This is a genomic window from Paenibacillus sp. GQ49 (assembly GCF_059759055.1).
This window is the reverse complement of sequence record NZ_JCAXEL010000027.1, coordinates 36,917-58,957: the sequence shown is the minus strand read 5'-3', so window position 1 is coordinate 58,957 and position 22,041 is coordinate 36,917. Positions and strand designations below refer to the sequence as shown.

11 protein-coding genes are annotated in these 22,041 nt (G+C 47.7%); 8 read left to right on the top strand and 3 right to left on the bottom strand.

Annotated features, from left to right (window positions below):
- The first annotated feature begins 23 nt into the window (after positions 1 to 23).
- Both AC6CIF_RS29225 and AC6CIF_RS29220 read left to right on the top strand, forming a co-directional pair.
- The gene (locus AC6CIF_RS29225; protein ID WP_036672654.1) at positions 24 to 329 is read left to right on the top strand and encodes a PAS domain-containing protein; all 306 of its coding nucleotides are present in this window, start codon (positions 24 to 26) and stop codon (positions 327 to 329) included.
- A gap of 193 nt (positions 330 to 522) precedes the next feature.
- Positions 523 to 3,750, top strand: a complete 3,228-nt coding sequence (locus AC6CIF_RS29220; RefSeq protein WP_498202502.1) for a response regulator — start codon at positions 523 to 525, stop codon at positions 3,748 to 3,750.
- Between the two features lie 19 nt (positions 3,751 to 3,769).
- On the opposite strand, the gene AC6CIF_RS29215 is transcribed toward AC6CIF_RS29220, so the two are convergent.
- Both AC6CIF_RS29215 and AC6CIF_RS29210 read right to left on the bottom strand, forming a co-directional pair.
- Positions 3,770 to 4,444: a response regulator transcription factor gene (locus AC6CIF_RS29215; RefSeq protein WP_221818820.1), complete on the bottom strand. Its 675-nt coding sequence runs from the start codon at positions 4,442 to 4,444 to the stop codon at positions 3,770 to 3,772.
- Positions 4,445 to 4,593: 149 nt separating this feature from the next.
- Positions 4,594 to 5,457 (bottom strand): helix-turn-helix transcriptional regulator, encoded by an 864-nt coding sequence (locus tag AC6CIF_RS29210; protein WP_498202501.1) that lies wholly within the window; start codon positions 5,455 to 5,457, stop codon positions 4,594 to 4,596.
- Between the two features lie 143 nt (positions 5,458 to 5,600).
- Between AC6CIF_RS29210 and fabF the strand changes: the two genes are divergently transcribed.
- Complete coding sequence (gene fabF, locus AC6CIF_RS29205; RefSeq protein ID WP_498202521.1) at positions 5,601 to 6,839, top strand: beta-ketoacyl-ACP synthase II; 1,239 nt, start codon at positions 5,601 to 5,603, stop codon at positions 6,837 to 6,839.
- Between the two features lie 115 nt (positions 6,840 to 6,954).
- Here fabF and AC6CIF_RS29200 read toward each other — a convergent pair whose 3' ends face one another.
- Positions 6,955 to 8,184, bottom strand: coding sequence for a nitrate/nitrite transporter (locus AC6CIF_RS29200; RefSeq protein WP_076213570.1), 1,230 nt, complete (start codon positions 8,182 to 8,184; stop codon positions 6,955 to 6,957).
- A 425-nt stretch (positions 8,185 to 8,609) separates the two neighbouring features.
- Between AC6CIF_RS29200 and nirB the strand changes: the two genes are divergently transcribed.
- The 5 genes from nirB to AC6CIF_RS29175 all read left to right on the top strand — a co-directional run bounded on the left by nirB (position 8,610) and on the right by AC6CIF_RS29175 (position 22,021).
- Positions 8,610 to 10,724, top strand: coding sequence for a nitrite reductase large subunit NirB (nirB, locus tag AC6CIF_RS29195; RefSeq protein ID WP_498202500.1), 2,115 nt, complete (start codon positions 8,610 to 8,612; stop codon positions 10,722 to 10,724).
- 21 nt (positions 10,725 to 10,745) lie between these two features.
- Complete coding sequence (nasC, locus tag AC6CIF_RS29190; protein ID WP_498202499.1) at positions 10,746 to 12,878, top strand: assimilatory nitrate reductase catalytic subunit NasC; 2,133 nt, start codon at positions 10,746 to 10,748, stop codon at positions 12,876 to 12,878.
- Positions 12,879 to 13,217: 339 nt separating this feature from the next.
- Entirely contained in the window at positions 13,218 to 13,637 is a 420-nt protein-coding gene (locus AC6CIF_RS29185; protein WP_498202498.1) for a hypothetical protein, read from the top strand.
- 24 nt (positions 13,638 to 13,661) lie between these two features.
- Positions 13,662 to 18,632 carry a DUF4132 domain-containing protein gene (locus AC6CIF_RS29180; RefSeq protein ID WP_498202497.1) on the top strand — a complete coding sequence of 1,657 codons (4,971 nt, stop codon included), beginning with the start codon at positions 13,662 to 13,664 and terminating at the stop codon, positions 18,630 to 18,632.
- Positions 18,633 to 19,309: 677 nt separating this feature from the next.
- Positions 19,310 to 22,021, top strand: a complete 2,712-nt coding sequence (locus AC6CIF_RS29175) for a glycoside hydrolase family 3 C-terminal domain-containing protein (protein ID WP_498202496.1) — start codon at positions 19,310 to 19,312, stop codon at positions 22,019 to 22,021.
- The last annotated feature ends 20 nt before the right edge of the window (positions 22,022 to 22,041 follow it).

Genomic DNA, 22,041 nt, shown 5'->3' with positions numbered 1-22,041 from the left:
TTCATTAGAGGGAGTGGACAACCATGCAACTGGAACTCAAAGCCTTCTTACTGCTAACGGATGCGGTCATGATTACAGATGAGGAGGGTGTGATTCTGGATGTGAATTCCGTTTATGTAACCAAAACAGGATTCTCACGGGAGAGCACCATAGGTCAGCCTGCCCGATTGCTAATGGATACCCACTGGAGAGGAAATCAGACCTGGTCGGGCGTAGCCAAACTGATGAAGGCAGATCAGGAAGTATGGGAAGCCCAAGTTACGATTACATCGGTTCATTTGGATGATTCTCTTTTTTATATCAGCATATTTAATGATGAATTTTCATGAAAAAAAAAGTTGTTTGGTGATAAGGGGATGTTAGCTGAAAATAGTAATTATTTTCAAGAAAATGGTCAATATCGTCAATTGAATAAGGGAGCACGGCATACTATGATTTGTGTACTGAGGAACTGCGACCATGAATCTGACAACATTCATTGAATGCATGAAATCCTGAAGTCGTAATGTGGACGGTGACCATTTGCTACGCGATCTTGTATTAAATTTCACGCTAATTCTGATCTTTGTTTTCCTGATTCATCACTATCTGAACCATACAAATGCTACCCGTTCAACATCCATCACGACTCGGATCATTATTGGTATTACGCTGAGCATGTTGGGCACGGCGCTCTATTATTTCTCTATTGTGCTTGAGGATGGTACATTGTTGAATTTCCGGGCCAGTGTGTATCTGCTTGCTGCTTATTTTGGTGGGAGTGGCTCTGCTTTCGTTACTTTTGTATTCATGTGGATTTTTCGGATTAATATGGGGCGTAATCCCTTGTTGGAGAACTGGCAGTATGCGTTGACAGAGTTGTTATTTGTTGCAGCCATATGTCTGATCTTTAAGTATATCAGGGGATTTATGCAGAAGTGGTTGTCCGGAGCGTTGCTGTTGATTACTGTGTATGAGTTTTCTGCACTAAAGACCAATTCCCCTTCTCTGCTAATGATGGGGCAGATTCTCTTTGTTCAATGTATCTGCCTGCTGTCCGTTATATTATTCCTGTATTATCTGAACCAAAATCATCGATATAGGAGATTGGTCATTCAGAGGGATCAGGAAGTGCTGGAGATGCTTCGTATGCAGCCGGGTTTTACTTTTAAAATCCGAAAACAGAACGGAAAATTTGAGTATCTTGTGCTTGAGGGAGAGATGCTCTCCCAACTGGGCTTGGATATGAGTAGCTTGAAGCAAGATTACACGTTGGGTACGTTGAACATTTTACCTCAGGAGAAGATAGAGTTCCTGCGGAAGCAGTTCGACCGGGCATGGAAAGGGGAGTCTTTCTTTTACGAGATTGAGCATGGAGGTTACTATTCACTGGTGAAGCTTCGTCCGCTGCGAGAAGAAGGTATGGTGAAGTATGTCATAGGGTATGGACTTGATATTACGGAACACAGAGCAGTTAAACGAAGGATTCAAGAGAGTGAGGAACGATACCGTACACTTGAACGAGTGTCGACAGACTGGTTTGTCGGTTTGGATGGCAACAGATGTGTGGTGTCAGTTAATCAGAAGTTTCTGGATGTTCTTGATCTCGACAGGCATGAAGTCATGGGCCGTGAGCTTGAAGAATTGATATTCATTGAGCAGTCGGCGAACTGGGTGTTATCTTTTCAAAAAGTTTTACACCACAATGTACCTCAGGATACGGAATTGAGTCTCATTGTTGGGAAGGGAAAAGAACAACATGTTCGGGTTCACCTTTACCCTGTAAAATCCCCTAACTCGTGTGAGAAAGTCAAGGCAGTTATTCATGACATTTCGGATCAGTACCGACGTGTCAAGGCGGACAAAGCCAGTCAGGCAAAGAGTGAGTTTCTTGCATTCATGAGTCATGAGATTCGTACCCCACTGAGCGGAATTATCAGCTTTTCGTTGTTGCTGCAACGGACAGATCTAACCTCACAACAATTAGATTATTTGAGTAAAATCAATGCATCCTCACAAACCCTGCTTACTCTGGTGAATGATATTCTTGATTTCTCGAAAATGGAGGCAGGTAAACTGATTTTGGAGAAAGTACCCTTTGCACCAGAGGATGTGTTCAAACGTGTGGCAGATCAGATCGGTGTGGCCATCGGGCACAAAGATATCGAAGTGATCTTTACAACCGACCCCGATCTGCCATTAACGGTAATTGGTGATCCTTTTCGACTTGAGCAGGTGTTATTGAATCTGCTCAGTAACGCGATTAAATTCACAGAACATGGATATGTTATCTTGCAGGCAGAGGTAATTTCATTGGAGGCCGAGCGAGTACAGGTTCGTTTTGAGATCGAAGACACGGGGATTGGAATTTCACCTGAACAACTGGAGCATATTTTTGTCCCGTTTACGCAAGCGGAGCCTTCCACTTATCGAACATATGGTGGCTCAGGACTTGGGCTGGTCATCTGTTACCTGCTGGTAAGCTCATTGGGAGGAGACTTGCGGGTGGACAGCGTGCTTGGAGAGTACAGTCTATTTTCATTCGACTTGATATTTGAACTTGCGGATTCGGAAGAAGAAGAGAGTTTCTCCCTGCAGACACACCCTCTCCTATATGGTGCGAATGATGTGGTTATCATTGAAGATGATGAACGGATGGGCGAAAACCTGAAGCAGCTGCTTTATTCATTCGGGATGAATCCGACGCTGTATACTTCCTTAAACCATATGATGGAGAGTGATGGGTATACTCCTGAAGCCGAAGGGACAAGTTCGATGTTGATCATGTTGGATATGGATATAGAGGACACAGTCAATGGTTCGTTATGGGACAACTTTATGAAGCGTTTGGATCGAACGAAAATTCAGGTGTTGGGGTACACACGGGCATTTAGCGAAAATGCGCTGTGGATTGAGGAGAGATCCGTACACCCTGATATCATGATGGTCAAACCGATTACACGTCTGGGATTATTCGAAGTCATTCTTGCACTTCAGGGTGAAGGGCCGCTGGTCAAAAGTCAATTGGCTGAAGGCGACGACCCCTATTCGCTTGATCAGAAAGGACACATCCTGATAGCTGAGGATCATGAGATCAATCAACTGGCGATTCGGGCGATGCTGGAACATAAGGGGTTCCAAGTGACGCTGGCAGCCAGTGGCACAGAGGTTCTGAGAAAGTTAGACGAACAGGTATGGGAATTGATTCTAATGGATCTGTACATGCCTGACATGAATGGAGTGGAAGCAACGCGACATATTCGCAAGATGAGGGAATACGATCGTACGCCCATAATCGCGCTTACAGCAAATGCCCTACAAATAGATCATGAGAGATGTATGGAGGCTGGGATGAATGCCATCCTGACCAAACCCATCCATGAACAACAGATGGCAGACATATTGGCAACATGGATTGATCTGAGAGGTATGCGGAAGATTAGCGGAATTGATGTAGATAAGGCGATCAGGCAGATGGACGGTAAGCCACATATTCTGCAATATGCGCTCACGAAATTCAGGATGGAGTATGACTCGTTTCAGAACAAACTGACCACTCAGCTTCGCCAGCAGCAGATTGCTGGTGCGATCCGCAGCGTTCATTCTCTCCGAGGCGTGGCTGCCAATCTGCATGCAGTGGAGCTGTTACGTCTGGTTTTTCAACTGGAATCGCTTTTGTCCCGTGCGTTATTCGAAGAAGAGGAACTGAGTTCGGTATTGGAGAAGGTACAAAAAGAGATTGATATCATTACCGGGTCTCTGCCCTGGTGACATGAATGAAGCTGATGTGTTAAGGTGTGAACTTATATCCGACCCCCCAGATGGTTTGAATATATTGGGGGTTTTTCGGGTTTTCTTCAATTTTTTTACGAAGCTTGGTAATGTGCACATCGATGGTGCGATCATTAATATAAGCATCAATACCACGAATGGCTTCAATCAAGGCATAACGACTATAGACTTTGCCGGGATTAAGGACAAATAGCTTCATGATCTCAAATTCGGAGAATGTCATCTCCACTCGCTGGTTATTCAACAGGACGGCTCGCCGAGCCAAATCGAGAGAAATTCCGCAATCCTGTACAGTGACAATGGAGCTGTTCAATATGGAGTAACGACGTAATACAGCCTCAATACGTGCTTTCACTTCCTGCATGCTGAAAGGCTTGCATACATAATCATCAGCTCCATCTATTAATGATCGAATTCGCTCCGAGACTTCGGTTAACGAAGAGATGACAATGATGGGAATTGCTGTATGCTGACGCATGAGAGAACAGGGATTCTTGCCTTCCGAATCAGGGAGCAACAGGTCAAGAAGCAGGATATCAGGCCGCGCTTGAAGTTGTAGAAGACCATCTCTTGCGTTAGCGACACGGATAACATCATACCCCTCACCTTGCAAATACAGGGATAATGTATCTCCTAACATGTTATCGTCCTCAATGATAAGCACTTTGGTCATGATATTCCTTTCTGAATCGACTTCGTGTAGAAGGTCTAGGATCCATGGGTTAGCTTAATATACTTGATCATGTATACCCTGATAATTAAAATATGCAACAAAAGGATGTCAGGATTCTAACATGATTGGGCAAGACCTGAGATTCTGAGTCAATGCTTGCCAACATGTGGATCCGCTTCACGCTCGATCAGGCGCATCAGTTTGCGCTCGGTAGCGCTCTCTGGCGCAGGAGTGTAAACACTGCAACGCAGATCGGAGCTACCTTGAACCTGCAACGAAGTCAGATCAAACAACATTTTGCCTGCTTTGGAATGTCTGAATTCGATTAAGACATCCGGAGCACTGCTGACACTGCTTTGTTTCCAAAGGGTATGGAAATCGGGATGTCTGTTCATCATGTCATCCAGAAATAAATTATACCACTCATCATCTACATACTGACCATAATAGGCACGGAAAATCGCCAGAAATCCGCTAACAAAGTCCTCCCAGTTCACCGCAAGCCTGCGAAATTCCTTGCGATCAAATAACAGACTGATCATATTCCGCTGTTCGGGGGCAATCTGTTCAAAATCCATAAAAACATGCCGCGCTGCATCATTCCAGCCGACAATGTAACAACGCCGATCCGAGATCACGGTAGGGCAGTGATGAAGTTCTTGCAAAATTTTCTGCAAGGAAGGGTGAAGTTGAACCGGTTCTTCTTCCAGTGTGGGCAGCTCTGTATGATGCTCCATGGCGAGCGAAAACAGATACTTTCGTTCATCTGCAGTAAGCCTCAGTGCTGAAGCAATGTTATCCAACACGGAATGGGATACCTGAATATCCCGACCTTGTTCAAGCCAGGTATACCATGTTGTACTCACTCCTGCCAGTTGGGAAACCTCTTCTCTCCTCAGCCCAGGCGTTCTTCTCCGACTTCCAGTGGGTAAACCGACCGATTCGGGAGAAATTTTGGAACGCTGTGTTTTCAGAAAAGTGGACAATGCCTGTAACCTGACATCGTAGTTCAATCCATCACCTTCAATCCTCGTTATCATGGTAGTCATTATACTATTATAATTGGCAACTTGTAATAGGATATTCGAAAGTGCACTATTAGTAGAAGAGCGTAAGCGTAAGGTAGACAACAGCATTGAAGGAGGATGGAATGGACATGGAACGAGTCGTGATTACGGGAATGGGAGTTATCTCTCCTTTGGGAAATAATGTAGATACATTCTGGAACGGATTGATTGAGGGTAGATCAGGTATATCGCATATAGAACATTTTGATACAGCTTCGTACAAAACCAGAATCGCTGGTGTGGTTCGTGATTTTGATGGTGAGGAGCGATTTGGACGCAAGGAAGCAAGGCGTATGGATCGATTCGTTCAATTTGCTGTTGCTGCTGCGGATCAGGCTGTATCGCAATCGGGTCTTGTGATGGATGAACTGGACCGTGAACGGGTAGGTGTATATATTGGTTCAGGCATAGGCGGAATCCAGACATTGATGGAACAAGGCAAGGTTCTGTCCGATCGGGGACCTGCGCGAGTCAGCCCAACCCTGGTACCCATGATGATATCCAATATGGCGGCAGCTATGGTCAGCATGAGGTTTGGTTGCTGGGGACCGACATTGTCGCCAGTAACCGCTTGTTCCATTGGAAATACAGCCATTGGAGAGGCTTTCCGGTTAATTCGTCATGGCGGAGCCGATGTCATTATTGCTGGCGGAACAGAAGCGGCTGTAACCGAAGTGTCGCTGGCAAGCTTCGGTAATGCGACAGCGTTGTCTACACGAAATGAAGCGTTCCAAACAGCAAGCCGTCCATTTGATGCGGGGAGAGATGGTTTTGTCATGGCGGAGGGCGCCGGAATTCTGATCGTTGAGTCACTATCTCATGCACTGGCAAGAGGGGCGAATATTCTTGCCGAAGTGATTGGATATGGTGCCAGTTCAGATGCGTATCATATGGTAGCTACCCACCCGGAAGGACGGGGTGCATATCTGGCGATGAAAGCATCACTGAGAGAGGCTCAGATTGGACCTGAGGACATTGATGTGATTAACGCTCATGCCACCAGTACTGAGGCAGGTGACCTGTCCGAGACGAGAGCGATCAAACAACTTTTTGGGACAGGTGCCTATGATATTCCGGTCACAGCGAATAAGTCCATGACGGGACATATGCTTGGTGCAGCAGGTGGTGCGGAGGCGATCTCACTTATTCAAACCCTGCGGCATGGTATCATTCCTCCAACTATCAATCAGAAGCAGAGGGACCCCGAATGTGATTTGGATTATGTACCAAACGAGGCAAGAAAAGCAGAGTTGCGGATTGGGATGTCTAATTCCTTTGGTTTTGGCGGTCATAATGCAGTTATTGTTTTTCAAAAGTATTCATCTTAATTAGAAAGACATCGTAAGCAAAGAACAGCGCTGCCTTATGGGGCTGCGCTGTTTCTTTGGTTACTTATGGATCACTCGTAAACACTGTACCATTGGTTAACGGCCGAGTGGTTGCTCAGGAAGAAAGGGACGTCGATTCCGCCATGCCTTTGTTACCTCGGCTCAACCAGCTCACACGCCAGCGGGATTGCATGAAGAGAACCAGGAACAGGGAAGCTGCTGCAATCAGGCTAAGAATGACAAAGCCTGGTGTATAGGATTGATAGCTGCTGTACAGTTGGCCGAGAATCAGCGGCAGTGCGTACCCGCCCAATCCGCCAGCGGCACCTACAATACCTGTCATCAGACCAATCTCGTTGCCGAAACGTTGCGGAACCAGTTGAAACACGGAGCCATTTCCGGCTCCCAGACACATCATACCGAGGAACAGCATGACTACCACTACAGGCAGAGGTGGCATGAAGGATACGCCAATTAGCATGATACAGGCTCCTGTGTACAGGAAAGTCAGCATACGTGTTCCGCCAATTTTGTCCGCCAGATAACCCCCGACAGGCCGGAAGAAACTACCTGCGATCACACAGAACGTGGTAATGTCAGCTGCACGAACAGGAGAGAGCCCGTACTGGGTATTGAAGAAGATGGTGAGATAGTTACATAATCCAACGAAACCACCAAAGGTCACACAATAGAAGGCACAGAATACCCAAGCATCTTTTTGTTTAAGCAGACTTCCGTATTGGGACAATTTCTTGGGTTCAGGCCGGTTAGGGCTATTCTTGGCAAAGATAGAAAAGAGGATGAATACGATAGCGATCGGTATAATAGCAAGTCCAAACACAACTTCCCAGCTGCCAAAATGCGTAGCCAAACGATTGGCAAACAACGTCGCGAGTACGGTTCCACTGTTACCCGCCCCGGCAATACCCATGGCCAGACCCTGATGCTCTTTGCCATACCATTGGCCTGCCAGAGGTAGCGCAGCAGCAAAGGAAGCGCCTGCGACACCCAGCAAGAGTGCCACCACATAAAGTTGGCTTAAAGAGTCAACCCATAACCAGCCGAGTAATAAAGGAACCAGCGTGACGAGCATTCCAATCTGTGCGGTCAATTTCGGACCTATATAATCAGACATGAAGCCAAGCACAAGCCGCAGGATGGAGCCACCAAGGATAGGCAATGCGACCAGATTGGCCTTTTCCAGTGGAGTCATCGGATAGTCCAATGCTATCACAACTGCGAGTGGACCCAACATTCCCCATATCATAAAACTGATGTCAAAATACATAAACGCTCCGAATAGGGTGGGCTTATGCCCGCTTTTCCAAAAACTTTTGCTCTCCATCATCCATCATCGCTCCTCATCCAATTGAGATCTTCGTGATTTGTCTATGTGCTTGTTAAGGCAGAAAAAGGCCGCAATTCGTCCAGATCTGAACGATTTGCGGCCCCGTTGCCGACAGGCGGTACACGTCATTGTGTTCCCGCATCTGAGTTGATCACAGCACTGTGATTTTGATTCAAATTATAATCAAGAGAAAATGTATATGTCAACAAAAATTACATGGGATTTTAAATAATTCATTTTTTAATCGTTGTTCACAATTTTAATGTTAATTTAGTTGACATTAGATTCGGATTCCCTTAATCTGAATCTAATATGAATCCACACAAAGGCGTGTGGATTCCGGAGGCAACGGTGCCCTTTTCCGAATCATGGAGAAGGGATTTTTCTGTTTATTTTCAGGTGAGAGAGATAGGGGGCAGCCCATGAGCAGAAGCAAACTGGTAATTATCGGGAATGGCATGGCTGGAGTGAAGTGTGTCGAAGAGATTATCGCACTGGAGCCTGATACGTATGAGATTGTAATCTACGGTAATGAACCCCGTCCCAACTACAATCGGATCATGTTATCAAAAGTATTGCAGGGCGAGCATTCGTTACAGGATATCATTATCAATGATTGGACTTGGTATGCCGAGCATCATATCCGGCTATGTACAGGTGAAACGGTACACCGCATTGATATCCGTGGAAAATATATAGAGACTGAATCTGGACTAAAAGAAACCTATGATGTCCTGATTCTGGCGACAGGTTCTTCACCTTTTATCCCACCGATTCCGGGGATTGATAAAGAGCGGGTCATGTCCTTCCGAACGATTGATGATTGTACGCGCATGTCTGATTATTCCAAAACCTATCGCAAGGCCGCCGTCATTGGTGGCGGATTGCTTGGGCTGGAGGCTGCGCGCGGGTTGCTGCATTTGGGCATGGAAGCTGTGGTGGTCCATAACGCACATTACATTATGAACCGGCAGTTGGATCAGAATGCTGCCGCGATGCTTCAACAGGAACTTGAAGGGCAGGGTATGTCCTTTCTTTTGGCCAAAAATACGCAGAAAATTACCGGGCGATCACAGGTTCAGGGCCTTCAGTTCACGGATGGTTCCAAGCTTGAAGCTCAGGTTGTCATTGTCGCTGTAGGGATTCGACCAAATGTGGACCTAGCCAGACGAAGTGGAATCGCTACGAATCGGGCAATTATGGTAGATGACTATATGCGCACCAGTGTACCGGATATCTACGCAGTTGGGGAATGTGCTGAACATCGGGGAATCAGTTATGGTCTGGTGGCCCCCTTATACGAGCAAGGAAAAGTACTCGCACGTACACTCTGTGGACAGGAAACTTCTGAATATAAGGGTTCAATTCCTTATTCACAACTGAAGGTATCAGGAGTTGATGTTTTCTCGGCGGGTGAGATTAGCGGGGAAGGCATGCAGACTGCAATTCAACATCTGGATGGCATTCGGGGTACATACAAAAAAGTACTGATGCAGGCTGGCAAAGTACGCGGCGCCATTTTATTTGGAGATACAGCTGAAGGAACGGCTTTGCTTGGACTGGTGCAACGAGGTGCAGATGTAGCGGAATTGGCTCCGCGTGAAGGGGCCCCGGATCCAGCTGAAGTGGCTGCGGCGGCATTACCGGCTCAGGAGACCGTATGTGCATGCAACAATGTGACCAAGGCTGCCATTATGAAGGCTATTCAAGAACAGGATCTTGAGACAGCAGATCAGGTGAAGGAACAGACCAAGGCTTCTGGTTCATGCGGTGGCTGTCGCCCGATGGTGGCTGCTCTGTTGAAACATACGCATAACCTGAAAAATAACGGGGGTACTGGCGTGGTAGCCACACCAGACAAACCTGCTCCAATGCCTGTGTGCAGTTGTACGGCGCTTGGGCATGCAGAGTTGAAGGAAATCCTGGCTGACATCGATGTTCTGGAGACAGGGCTACCAGAGATATCTTTGATCTTGCAGAAGCTGGGTTGGGGTTCGGAACATGGTTGCTCGGCATGTCGCCCCGTAATTCATTATTACTTAAAGGTATCCGGTGGAACGATAGTTGCTCGAGAGATCGAAGGTCACTCAGAGGTTCAGGTACGCTGGGATGATCAGATCCCGCTTTCATCCTATGCAAGAGATGCCAGAGGGTTGGCTGCACAGCTTCGTGCGAGTTGGATCGGTGCTGCGATGCCATCGCCGGTGAATATGGGCGTTGCACCAGGGCCCGGTTCGTTGGTGAGCGCACTGGTGCAAGATATCGGCCTGCTGGCTTCACCAGCTGGGTGGGAGATCTATGCAGGCGGTCATGCAGAGCATCCGGTCAAACAAGGTGGCTTGCTCGGGGTGGCTGAAACAGAGGTACAAGCGGCAGCACTCGCATCAGCCTGCCTTCAATGGTATCGCCAAACCGCTTGGTATGATGAGCCGTTATGGGCATGGACGGAACGATTGGGATTCATGTCCATTCGGGAAACGATGCTGGATGACCAGTTACAGAAGGAACTTGCAGCTACACTTCAAGCTGATATATAGATGAAAGGCGGGGATGGAAAGATGGGATTATCCGTGAGTTCAGAACTAACAGCCTCCAAGCTGTATGTAAAGGAAACCCAGTGTCCGTATTGCAGTGTGCAGTGCAAGATGACTGTTGAAGAACTCGCTGCACCTGTTGCAGGCCAGCGTCGTGGTGAGTATACGGTTCAGGGTGTTCCGAATGAAGCCTCTCAGGGCAGGTTGTGTGTGAAGGGCATGAATGCTCATCAACATGCGCTTAGTGGTCAACGATTAATGCATCCGCTCATTCGTCGCAATGGCGAGCTTGAACCCTGTTCCTGGGAGGAGGCCATTCAGACCATCGCAGAGCGGTGTCAGGACTTGAAAGATTCATACGGAGCAGATACGGTCGGAGTCTACGGAGGCGGATCTTTGACAAATGAAACAGCCTATCTGCTCGGCAAGTTCGCCAGAGTTGCATTGGGGACAAAATATATCGACTATAATGGACGGTTCTGCATGTCAGCTGCGGCTTCAGCTGGCAGTAAAGTGTTCGGGATGGATCGTGGATTGACGTTCCGTCTGTCCGATATTCCCAAGGCGGGCTGCATTGTACTTGCAGGTACCAATATTGCCGAATGCCAACCTACCCTGTTACCCTACTTCAATCAGGCCAAGGAGAACGGGGCCTTCATTATCGTTATTGATCCACGCAAAACGGCAACCGCTGCCATTGCGGACCTTCATTTGCAGGTGAAGCCTGGCATGGATGCTCTGCTGGCAGATAGCATGTTGAAGGTGATTATGGATGCCGGATTGGTGGATCCTCATTTTATAGGCGAACGAACGCATGGTTACGAGCAATTGATACAAGGGTTGGCTGATCTGCAACTCGAACAGGCTGCACAAGCGTGCGGGGTTGATCTGGCGCTGATTCGTCAGGCGGCGATGGCTTACGGTGAGGCTGAGACAGGCATGATCATGACAGCACGTGGTGTGGAGCAGCAGACGGATGGACATATGGCAGTGAGGCACTTTTTGAACCTGGTGCTCGCGACTGGCAAAATTGGCCGAGAAGGCTGCGGATATGGTGCCATCACAGGTCAAGGCAATGGGCAGGGCGGACGGGAGCATGGGCAGAAGGCTGACCAGCTGCCGGGCTATCGATCCATTGAAAATGAAGCCGATCGTGCCTATGTGGCATCCGTCTGGGTTGTAGACCCTGCAAGTTTGCCAGGCAAAGGGGCATCTGCCTACGAGATGATGGAGAAGGTCCACGATCAGGAGATTCGGGCGTTGCTTGTAATGGGCTCCAACCCGGTCGTATCCAACCCCAATGTGCGTTTGGTGGAAGAAGGTCTGCGCAAGCTGGACTTTCTGATCGTGGCAGACATGTTCCTGTCGGAGACAGCACGAATGGCTGATCTGGTTCTGCCGGTTACATCTTATATGGAGAATGAAGGTACATTGACCAATCTGGAGGGGCGTGTTCTGCTCCGTGAACAGGGGCGGCCTGCGCCGGGAGAAACGCTTGATGATTGGGATATATTATGCCGGATTGCCGCGCAATTGGGTAAAGCTTCTTACTTTGAATATGGCACTGCTGAGGATATCTTTAATGAGCTTCGGGTGGCGAGTCGTGGCGGAGTTGCTGATTACTATGGCATTACCTATGAGCGTTTGCGTAACGAGAAAGGGGTATACTGGCCGTGTTCTGCCCTGGAGGATCAGGGAGAAGGACTGCTGTTCGGTGAACGATTCGCTCACCCGGACGGCAAAGCGGCATTCACATTTGAATCCAGCCCGGGATGGAATGATATATCGCCGAAATTCCCCTTAATTCTCACCAATGGGCGTGTGCTGCCTCACTATCTTACAGGGGTGCAGACACATCGCAGTCCGGCACTGGCAGCTCGTGAATTGGAGAACTTTGTTGAACTTCACCCGGCTACCGCTGCCCGTTATCGTATTCACGATGGAGAGTGGGTTGAGATTCAATCGACGTACGGAAGCTTCACGGTTCGTTCGCGCATCAAAGATTCGATTCGGGAGGATACCTTGTTCGTGCCGATGCATTGGGGCGGCATTCAGAATGTGAATCGGGCCACCAGACCAGAGCTAGATCCGTTCTGCCGGATGCCTGGGTTCAAGACAGCAGCTGTAACCATTCGACCGTTGCGATTGGTCAGATGATTTATACAGGTTTCAGATTACAGATTTCAACGTGTCATAAGCTACTCTAATGGTAGCAAGCGGCTGCGCAGTCCATATTTATATGAGACTGTGCGGCTTTTTTTGCGTATATGTACGCAAGTAGGCCATAGTTCCGTGGTTCCACGTAAACATGAGGATTGGCTCATGAATATGGATTGAATTTTAGTTATGATGTTTATTAGGGGTACATATGTACGTATTTTTATTTTATTTTAGAGACAGATAGTCATTTCGAGTTTAGGTTATTCCGCATTGTGGTATAGATATCGGGGCTTATGGAAGCTTCTTCAAATAGGGCAGGACAGAGGGGGCAAGACAGTGAACGTATGGATAACGGTAAAAAGTCTGGGCAAACGCAAGCCGGTACTTGCCAAGCAAGCTGCCGAACTTCCGGAAACAACTCATACGTTAAGGCAGCTCATTGAGAACATGGTGACTCTGCAAGTAAAAGCTCTTCAGGACAAGAAACAACAGACAGAATTGCTCGCCTACCTGATGCCGGATGAGATTGAGGTGCAGGGAGCGGCGGGGAAAGTCGGGTTTGGCGCAGTATACAATGAGGGCGTTCCTGATCTGCAAGTTGCGATGGATACAGCGATAACCGCCTATGAGGATGGGTTGTATAAAGTGTTTCTCAACGATGAAGAATTGCAGGAACTGGATGAGTCACTTGTTGTAAAAGACGGAGATAACGTGGTGTTTATCCGTTTTACAATGCTTGCCGGACGTCTTTGGTAGAGAGCGATGAAGGAGGAGAACAGGATGAATCAGGAAGAGCAAGTACAGGTGTATATGGATGGATTGCAGGAAAGAGCCAAGTCGTTAACAGGGGTACAGCTTGAGCTGGCAGGCTATGTTGTGGAGATCGCCGGGTCTACGTATTTGCGTGGAGACGAAAAGATGTTTTTGAATACTGATAAGTTGCTTGGAAGGTTGGCTGCAGAAACGCAGAAACCATTATTCGAGCCACTGTTGGGTGTGCTCCAGCATCTGGCGAGCGAGTCATTGGTTGCGCGATTTCGTTATATTGCAGAGCGTGCGACTCGTTTCCCATACAGTAACAACTATGAACGCCGGCCTTTTCGCACATCCGATCCGGAGCAGCATGTAGAACAAGTCATTCGCAAACTGATGGGGTTGTTCCGTATGGAAATGAAAAATTTCTCCTTGGAAGAATACGTGTCACTTCGTGAGTACAAGCTGGATTATCTGCATGAGATCCGTTGGGTCCTGGCGGATTGTATCGCTTATGAACTGGATCATCAGGGCGGAGATATGAAGCAGGCGCTGCATGATATTATCTATGGTGACAATCAGACGGCGCTGTTAACCCATGAAATGATCAAAGGTATATTCATGAGCGATCAGGCGGATGCCTATCAGATGGTGGGTGAGCTGCTCGTTGCAGCAAGGTTGCAGGAAGGGCTGCGCCAAAGCATTGTGGAGCGGATGGATGAAGGGACACTGGAAGCCTATATTTACATATTAAAAATCATTATCGACAACAACCTGATTCGTTTCAGTTCTGTGGTAAGAGCGCTTGCCGTATGGACGGGGATCGGCCTAGAAGCAGCCAACCAGCGTGTTGCCGCACAGTTGATTGAGCAGGCCTATCAGGCGCTTGTGCAAGCAGAAGTACGCGAGGCCTGGCAGCAGGAAGCTAACGCCAACAAACTCTTTATCAGTCTTTGGGCGACAGCGGTCATTGAAGAGAATGAATTGAAGAGCAAGATAATCGAGATTATGGATCAAGGTCAGTTATATCAGAAGATTGTTGCCCAATATGTACTGGCTAACAGCCAGAACAGAGAGCTTCGTTTGGACATTGCACGTCGTTATCTGGAGGCGCAGGACACCGAGTTGATGCACTGGATTGTGACCAACTATGATGCGATGTATATGTACAACTGGAGTTTCGAGAATGGAGAGAATCAGCGTAGCGTCTACGTGTGGCCATTGCCTGCTCTTGGAGATAAGGCCTTGCGGCGTCAGGACTTTGATCGGTTCAAAGAGATGGTGGCTGCCATTCCAAAAGGCGGGTCAGGTGGACCATCGGGTGTACTTGAGTATGTTCACTACCGAATCGATACGGATGATGTAGTCAAGAAAATGTTATATCTGGCCGCCTATGATATGGACCCGGAATGGATCGGCGAAGTCATTGCAATCAAGGACCGATTGAGCCCGGAACTGCGCGGAGAACTGTTGTCCCAGTTTGTTCAGCATCCTGATAATGAGGTACAAAGACAGTTTGTGTTTGAGAGCTTGTCTGATAAAAGCATTAGTAACCGGGAGAGTGCACTCGCCAAGGCGAAGCTGCTCACGTTGACGGTTGATGAGATGAAACAGATGGAGGCGTTGATGAAGCTCAAGACGGGCTCGCTTCGTCAGAAGGTCATTCATGTATTGTTACTGCAACCCGTGGACCAATTGGCGGTCTCACTGAAGCGACTTTTGCAGGCCAAGAGTGAACTGCAGCGTCTGGGCGCGCTCGAACTACTGACCGAGATTGCGGCAGATCCAGAACGGATAGATCAGCAGGAGGCATTGCAGCCATTGGCGCAGCTGATTGAGACACCCACTGCCAAGGAACAGAAACTGCTGGATAAGCTGACAGATCAGGGGAGTCGTTACACAGCCTCTAATGGATTTGGTTTATTCGATCCGAAGCGACGTGAGCCATTGCTGGATGAGAAGCGTGACCTCAAGGGCCATAATCCGAAGGATATCTTTACACTCTCTCTGGATAAGACCAGACCATTTCTGGAGGGACTTAGTGAATTAGTGCATGAACACAGGGATTATGAGTATCAAGTGGAATACTACGCTGGCTATAAAGACACATTGTTAGTCGGAGCGATTCTTCGCTCCAAGGTTCCGTATGGAGAGCGGAATGAAATGAAGCAGATGGAACAGTTCCCGCTTCATGACGTATGGGAGAACTATATTCAACATGCCGGATTTAGCAGTGTGGAACTAATGCAGTTGTATATGGGTATACAGCTCCGGGATTTCAATGGCAATTTGAGCGACCATTACAGTTATTTCCGTGAGCAGTATGGCTATGACGAATTGCAGAAGATTCCGTTATTGGAAGGCTGGCGCAAGTCGTTTGCCGAACAGATCTATCCTGTGGATGACATCGAAAAGCTGCAGCAGATGCTGGATTCGTTAACGTATAAGGATCAGGTAGTGGCACTGATATCGGCGGCATTTCTGGATAGCGATCCGATCGATACGTTTGAGATAGCTGAGAAAACCTGGGCCTCCATCATCGCGAGTATGCCTGCTGATCAACTCGAAAAAGAGTCAGGCATGCTTCATATTCTGACTGGACCTTGGAATTATGTAGTTCGTGGCAAAATCCATGACGATAACAGCTTCAAACGTTTCTTCCAGACAGCTTACCAGTTCACCAGTCTTGTAGAGAGTAGTCAACCGCTGTCTTTACTGTCACTTGAAGATTTCCTGCGTGCGTACCAGTTGAACCTGATTGATGATCAAGAGATATATCGACAGGTGCTGGTCGGTGGGAATCGTCTGTTGTTTATTCGGGACTTAACATCCACTCGTACAGAAATGATCGCGAGTGATCCGAAGCTTGTTCAATTGCGAGATGCGGTGGTCGATCGCATTCTGGAGATTGAGCTGACCCGGGGAGAACTCTCTACAGAAGTAAGCACACTTGCCATGAAACTGGATCGAATTGAAGGCATGGAACACTGGGTACATCTGGTCTCGGCGATGGATCAGGATACATTTGTCCGTGGCTATATCTATAGTTATGGGGACAACACAACACGTAAAGAGACGTTTAGCTATCTAATTCAGAATTGTCATCCACGAGATGGAGAAGATGAGAAGCGTCTTGGGGAATTGCTCCAGAAGTATCCGGTGAATGAGAAAAAATTGCTGGAAGCAGCCATGTACGCCCCGCAGTGGATGGAGATTGTAGCGAGACATCTGGGATGGGAAGGTCTACGCAGTGCGGCCTGGTACTTCCATGCTCATATTAATGAACGCTTTACTGCGGAGAAAGAAACCATCGTGGCCCACTATTCTCCAATCTCACCGCAGGACTTTAATGAAGGTGCGTTTGATATCGCGTGGTTCGAAGAGGCGTATGCTGCTGTCGGGGAGGAACGGTTCAATCTGTTATACGATTGTGCCAAGTACATTTCCGGGGGATCTAACCACCGCAGATCCCAATTGTTCGCAGATGCTGCACTAGGCAAGCTTCGATTGGACGATATGCGTGAGTCCGTGTCAGACAAGCGAAACAAGGATCATTTGTTAACCTACAGTTTAATTCCATTCGCTGTAAATCGCGAACAGGATCTGCGTGAGCGATACGACTTCATTCAGAAGTTCCTGATGCAGAGCAAACAATTCGGTGCACAACGCCGTACCAGTGAAGGTGTGGCATCACAGATTGCACTGGGCAATCTTGCTCGTAATGCAGGTTATGCCGATGTTACGCGGCTGATGTGGGACATGGAAGCACGTAAGTTGGATGAGATGAAATCCTTCTTTGAACCTCATGCATTGGATGCTGACACGACGGCACAATTGGTCATTGATGAGGAAGGCCAACCCGAGATGGTTATCGTTAGCAAAGGCAAGACACTCAAATCTGTACCTGCCCGGTTCAAAAAAGATGGATATATCGCTGAACTGAAAGAGCTGAAATCGGATCTGGTGGATCAGTATCGCCGGGCACGGCAGGAGCTGGAACGTTCGATGACTGCTGGAACGTCATTTACACGTGAGGAAATTGCCAGTCTGATGCAAAATCCGGTTATACAACCGCTGGTAAGAACACTTGTCTTCCAGTCAGGTGACAAGACTGGAAGATTCGATGTATCGTCCAGTGGTTTGGTTGCTCCAGGGCCGGAGGGTACGATCCAGGCACTATCGGAACAGGATCAACTGTTGATTGCTCATCCGCTTCATCTGTATCAGAGCGGAAGCTGGAGTGAATTCCAGCGGGATCTGTTCACCCGTCAGGAGCGTCAGCCGTTCAAGCAGGTATTCCGTGAGCTGTATCTTCCTAACGAGGACGAATTGGCTAATGGTACGGTGTCTCGCCGATATGCCGGGTATCAGATTCAACCGAAAAAAGCAGTAGCTCTGCTTAAAGGACGCCAATGGACTGTCAGTTATGAAGAAGGTCTGCAGAAGGTAAGTTATGAGCATAATCTGATTGCGAATCTCTATGCCATGGCAGATTGGTTCTCACCAGCAGATACCGAGGCACCTACCTTGGAGACGGTGCAGTTCTACGATCGCAAGAGCTACAAACCTGTAGCGCTGCAAGATGTGCCGCTGACGTTCTTCTCCGAAGTTATGCGTGATATCGATCTGGTGGTCAGCGTTGCACATGTGGGAGGCGTAGATCCGGAAGCCAGTCTGACAACAATTGAGATGCGCCACGTCATTGTGAATGAATCGTTGCGTCTGCTGAAGATCGACAATGTACGTTTGGACGGGAATTACGCACGAATTGATGGTGAATTGGGTGAGTATGCTGTTCATCTGGGGAGTGGTAATGTGTTCAAACAAGCCACAGGTGCACTGCATATTGTTCCGGTGCACAGTCAGCATCGGGGTCGAATCTTCCTGCCATTCCTGGATGAAGATCCGAGAACAGCTGAGATTCTGTCCAAGGTGATGTTGCTCGCCGAAGATAAAAAGATCAAGGACCCGCAGATTCTTGCACAGTTACAGAATTAGAAGTGAACGAACTAGAGTGAACAAACTAGAATTGAACCGCCCCGTTGGGCGGTTTTTTTATTTGTTACTCCGATTTTCAATGTAACTTCAAATCTCAATATAACGAGTGTAGAACAAGGATCATGGCTGGATAGTGGACAATATGTAGAAATTTCAACATAAAGGCAGCTGAAGAACCTGTTAAAAGGGACTTCAGTTGCTTTTATATTTTTGGATATTTCAATGGACCGGATTGGTTCCGTTTTCAAATAGACTTAGGACCCAGGGTGTGTGGGTATATTCCTTAATCTGATAATTAATTGCATTAATTGGTTGAACGGGAGTGGGTCGAACCGACTGTTTTTAAAAGTTAAGAATCTGTTCTAAAGTAGTTACGGAAATGTAAATAATTCGTTTTCTTGTCTTGTTATATGAATTTTTAATGTGGTGATTCCAAAGAACTAGGCTTGTTCTAATCGGTCATTTACCAAATATAAGGGGATGTAATTCATGATCATGTCGGCTATCGTTAGAAAGCGAAATCTGCTGACTGGCTTGCAGGCTGCAGTTTCGGAAGCCATGTGCAGGACGACCTGAATGCTTGAAAGACTGGGATCAAGCCAGTTTGCATTCCCTTGTATACATGTATTCAATATGTGCACAAGAAAAATGATCAAGAGAGAAGGAGAGCTTACAACATGAACAGAAGACTCAATCTGATTTTCCTCAAACGATGGTTTATGCTATTAATCATCGTGGCGGTGGCGGCTATGCCGTTACACGCCTTCGCCGCGGAGGCGGAATCCGGGGCCAATCCTCCTTGGATGAACACATCTCTATCTGCGGAAGAACGCACCGAGCTGCTGCTCAAGGAGATGACGCTGGAGGAGAAAGTTGGATTCGTAACTGGTAAAGTCAACAACTATTATGGTTTCTATAATGATGGATTGGAGCGCCTCGGCATTCCGGCATTACAGATGGCAGATGGACCCGCAGGAGTACGTGTGGCTAACCCGGATGTGCAGGACAAAAAGTCCACGGCATTGCCTGCACCCATCGCGCTTGCCGCTTCCTGGGATACCAATCTGGCCAAGAAATATGGCGATCTGATCGGTCAGGAAGCACATGATACAACACATAATGTAGTGCTCGGCCCTGGGCTGGATATTGCACGTACACCATGGGGTTCCCGGAACTTCGAATCTCTCGGGGAAGATCCGCTACTGGCTTCCGGCATGGGTGCAGCGTATGTGAACGGGATTCAAAGTAATCCAGTTATTGCTACAGCGAAACACTATATCCTGAACAACCAGGAGACGGAACGTTTCACGACCAATGCAACAGCCAGCGAACGTGCCATTCAGGAAGTCTATGCACGTCCGTTCCAGGCGATGGTCGAAAAAGCGGATCTTGGTTCGGCTATGTGTTCATTTAACCAGGTGAACGGTACATATGCTTGTGAGAACAAAGAGATGCTGACAGATGTCCTTAAGAATCAGTTTGGCTTCGAAGGGTTTGTCATGAGTGACTACGGCGCAAACTTCAGCACGGCCAAATCTGCTAATGCGGGTCTGGATCTGGAGACACCTGGAGAGCCTTACGGCAAATGGGGAAGTAAGCTACTGGAAGCCGTGAATAATGGCGAAGTGAGCGAGCAAACCATTGATGAGAAGGTCAGACGAATTTTGCTTCAAATGTTCGATAAAGGGCTGTTCGACAACCCTGTAACGAATACACAAATTAATGCCAAGAAAGACGGCAAACAGGCACGTGAAATTGCAGAAGAGAGCATGGTTCTTTTGCAAAACAACGATAATGTGCTGCCTCTGTCCAAGAAAAACGTGAAATCCATCGCTGTCATCGGTCCGGATGCAGATAACGCATCGGCTGCTGGTGGAGGTAGCAGTCTGGTTAATCCGACGTATACTGTAAGTCCGCTTCAAGGCATTCGTAACCGTGCTGGTAACGGTGTGGATGTAAAATATGCTGCCGGAACGGATCCTATCTCCGCAGGAGATGCATTTAATGGACCATCCGCCGTACCTTCTACTCTTTTATCACCAGCGGATGCTCAGGAAAGTGAAAGAGACTATGGTACAGATCGTGCGGAATACGGTCTGCGTGCTGAATACTGGACGAATAAAGATATGGAGGGTAATCCTTCTTTGGTCCGAACAGATCATCAGGTTAATATGAATCTTGGATTCTACAACTATGAAGGTTTTAACGCACAATCTTCCAAGCTTCCAGTGACACCAACGAAGTTCAATGCCAAGATGTCTGCTCGTTGGACAGGGGCGATCACAGCACCTCAAACGGGTGAATATAAACTGTCCCTGACCAGTCTCGGTTCCGCAAAACTGTATGTGGATGATGAGTTACTCGTAGACAATCAAGGTGAAACACTGAGTACAACGAAGAAAGAAATCACGTTCAAAGAAGGCGAGTCCCACAATATTCGAATTGAGTATCGTACGGATTTCCCGGTACAGACTAATCATGATATGGGTGCACAGGTTCGTTTTGGCTGGGAAGCTCCAGACGACGCTGTGGATATTAAAATGCAAAAAGCAGTTGATCTGGCAAAAAAATCAGATGTTGCCGTCGTGGTAACTCGTACGTATGACAGTGAAGGTTACGTCGACCGTTCCGACCTGGAGCTGCCGAATAACCAGGAGCAGCTGATCCGCAAGGTAGCAGCAGCCAATCCAAAAACGATTGTGGTGCAAATGAGTGGTCGCGCTGTTGAAATGGATTCCTGGCAAAAAGAAGTGCCATCCATCGTTCAGGCTTGGTATGCAGGTCAGGAACAAGGTAATGCAGTGGCACGTGTGCTGTTTGGTGATGTGAATCCATCCGGTAAGTTGCCGGTGACGTTCCCATCAGATGATACCCAGACCCCGGTATCCACTGCGGAACAATTCCCGGGTGTTAACGGGGTGGGTAACTATTCCGAGGGTATCTTTGTAGGGTATAAAGGATATGACAAAGAAGGCATGACACCGGCGTTTGCCTTTGGACACGGACTGTCGTATACCAATTTTAATTATCGTAATCTGCATGTGAAAAACACTGGTAAAGGCGATAAGGCAACCGTAGAAGTATCCCTCAACCTGCGTAATACCGGTAAAGTTTCCGGTGCGGAAGTTGTACAGGTCTATGTCGGTAATCTGCCAACCAAAGTTGAAACGCCAGAGAAGCAACTTGCTGGCTGGGCGAAAGTTGATCTCAAAGCAGGCAAGCAGCAACGGGTCAATATTCAACTGGATCGCAGCGCATTGTCCTACTGGGATGAAGCATCACATGAATGGGTAATGCCTAAGGGTAAAGTTCAAGTGTATGTCGGCAGTGCATCGGATGATATCCGTCTGACAGGCAGTGTGAATATCGGAAGCAAGTCCGGTAAATAAAACTGCAATCAGGGAGATTG

What these genes read in the sequence shown, in the direction of transcription:
- AC6CIF_RS29180 (WP_498202497.1), top strand. Translation starts at nt 13,662, where the DNA reads ATGAATCAGGAAGAGCAAGTACAGGTGTATATGGATGGATTGCAGGAA.
- nasC (WP_498202499.1), top strand. Translation starts at nt 10,746, where the DNA reads ATGGGATTATCCGTGAGTTCAGAACTAACAGCCTCCAAGCTGTATGTA.
- AC6CIF_RS29175 (WP_498202496.1), top strand. Translation starts at nt 19,310, where the DNA reads ATGAACAGAAGACTCAATCTGATTTTCCTCAAACGATGGTTTATGCTA.
- AC6CIF_RS29200 (WP_076213570.1), bottom strand. Translation starts at nt 8,184, where the DNA reads ATGGAGAGCAAAAGTTTTTGGAAAAGCGGGCATAAGCCCACCCTATTC.
- fabF (WP_498202521.1), top strand. Translation starts at nt 5,601, where the DNA reads ATGGAACGAGTCGTGATTACGGGAATGGGAGTTATCTCTCCTTTGGGA.
- AC6CIF_RS29215 (WP_221818820.1), bottom strand. Translation starts at nt 4,444, where the DNA reads ATGACCAAAGTGCTTATCATTGAGGACGATAACATGTTAGGAGATACA.
- nirB (WP_498202500.1), top strand. Translation starts at nt 8,610, where the DNA reads ATGAGCAGAAGCAAACTGGTAATTATCGGGAATGGCATGGCTGGAGTG.
- AC6CIF_RS29225 (WP_036672654.1), top strand. Translation starts at nt 24, where the DNA reads ATGCAACTGGAACTCAAAGCCTTCTTACTGCTAACGGATGCGGTCATG.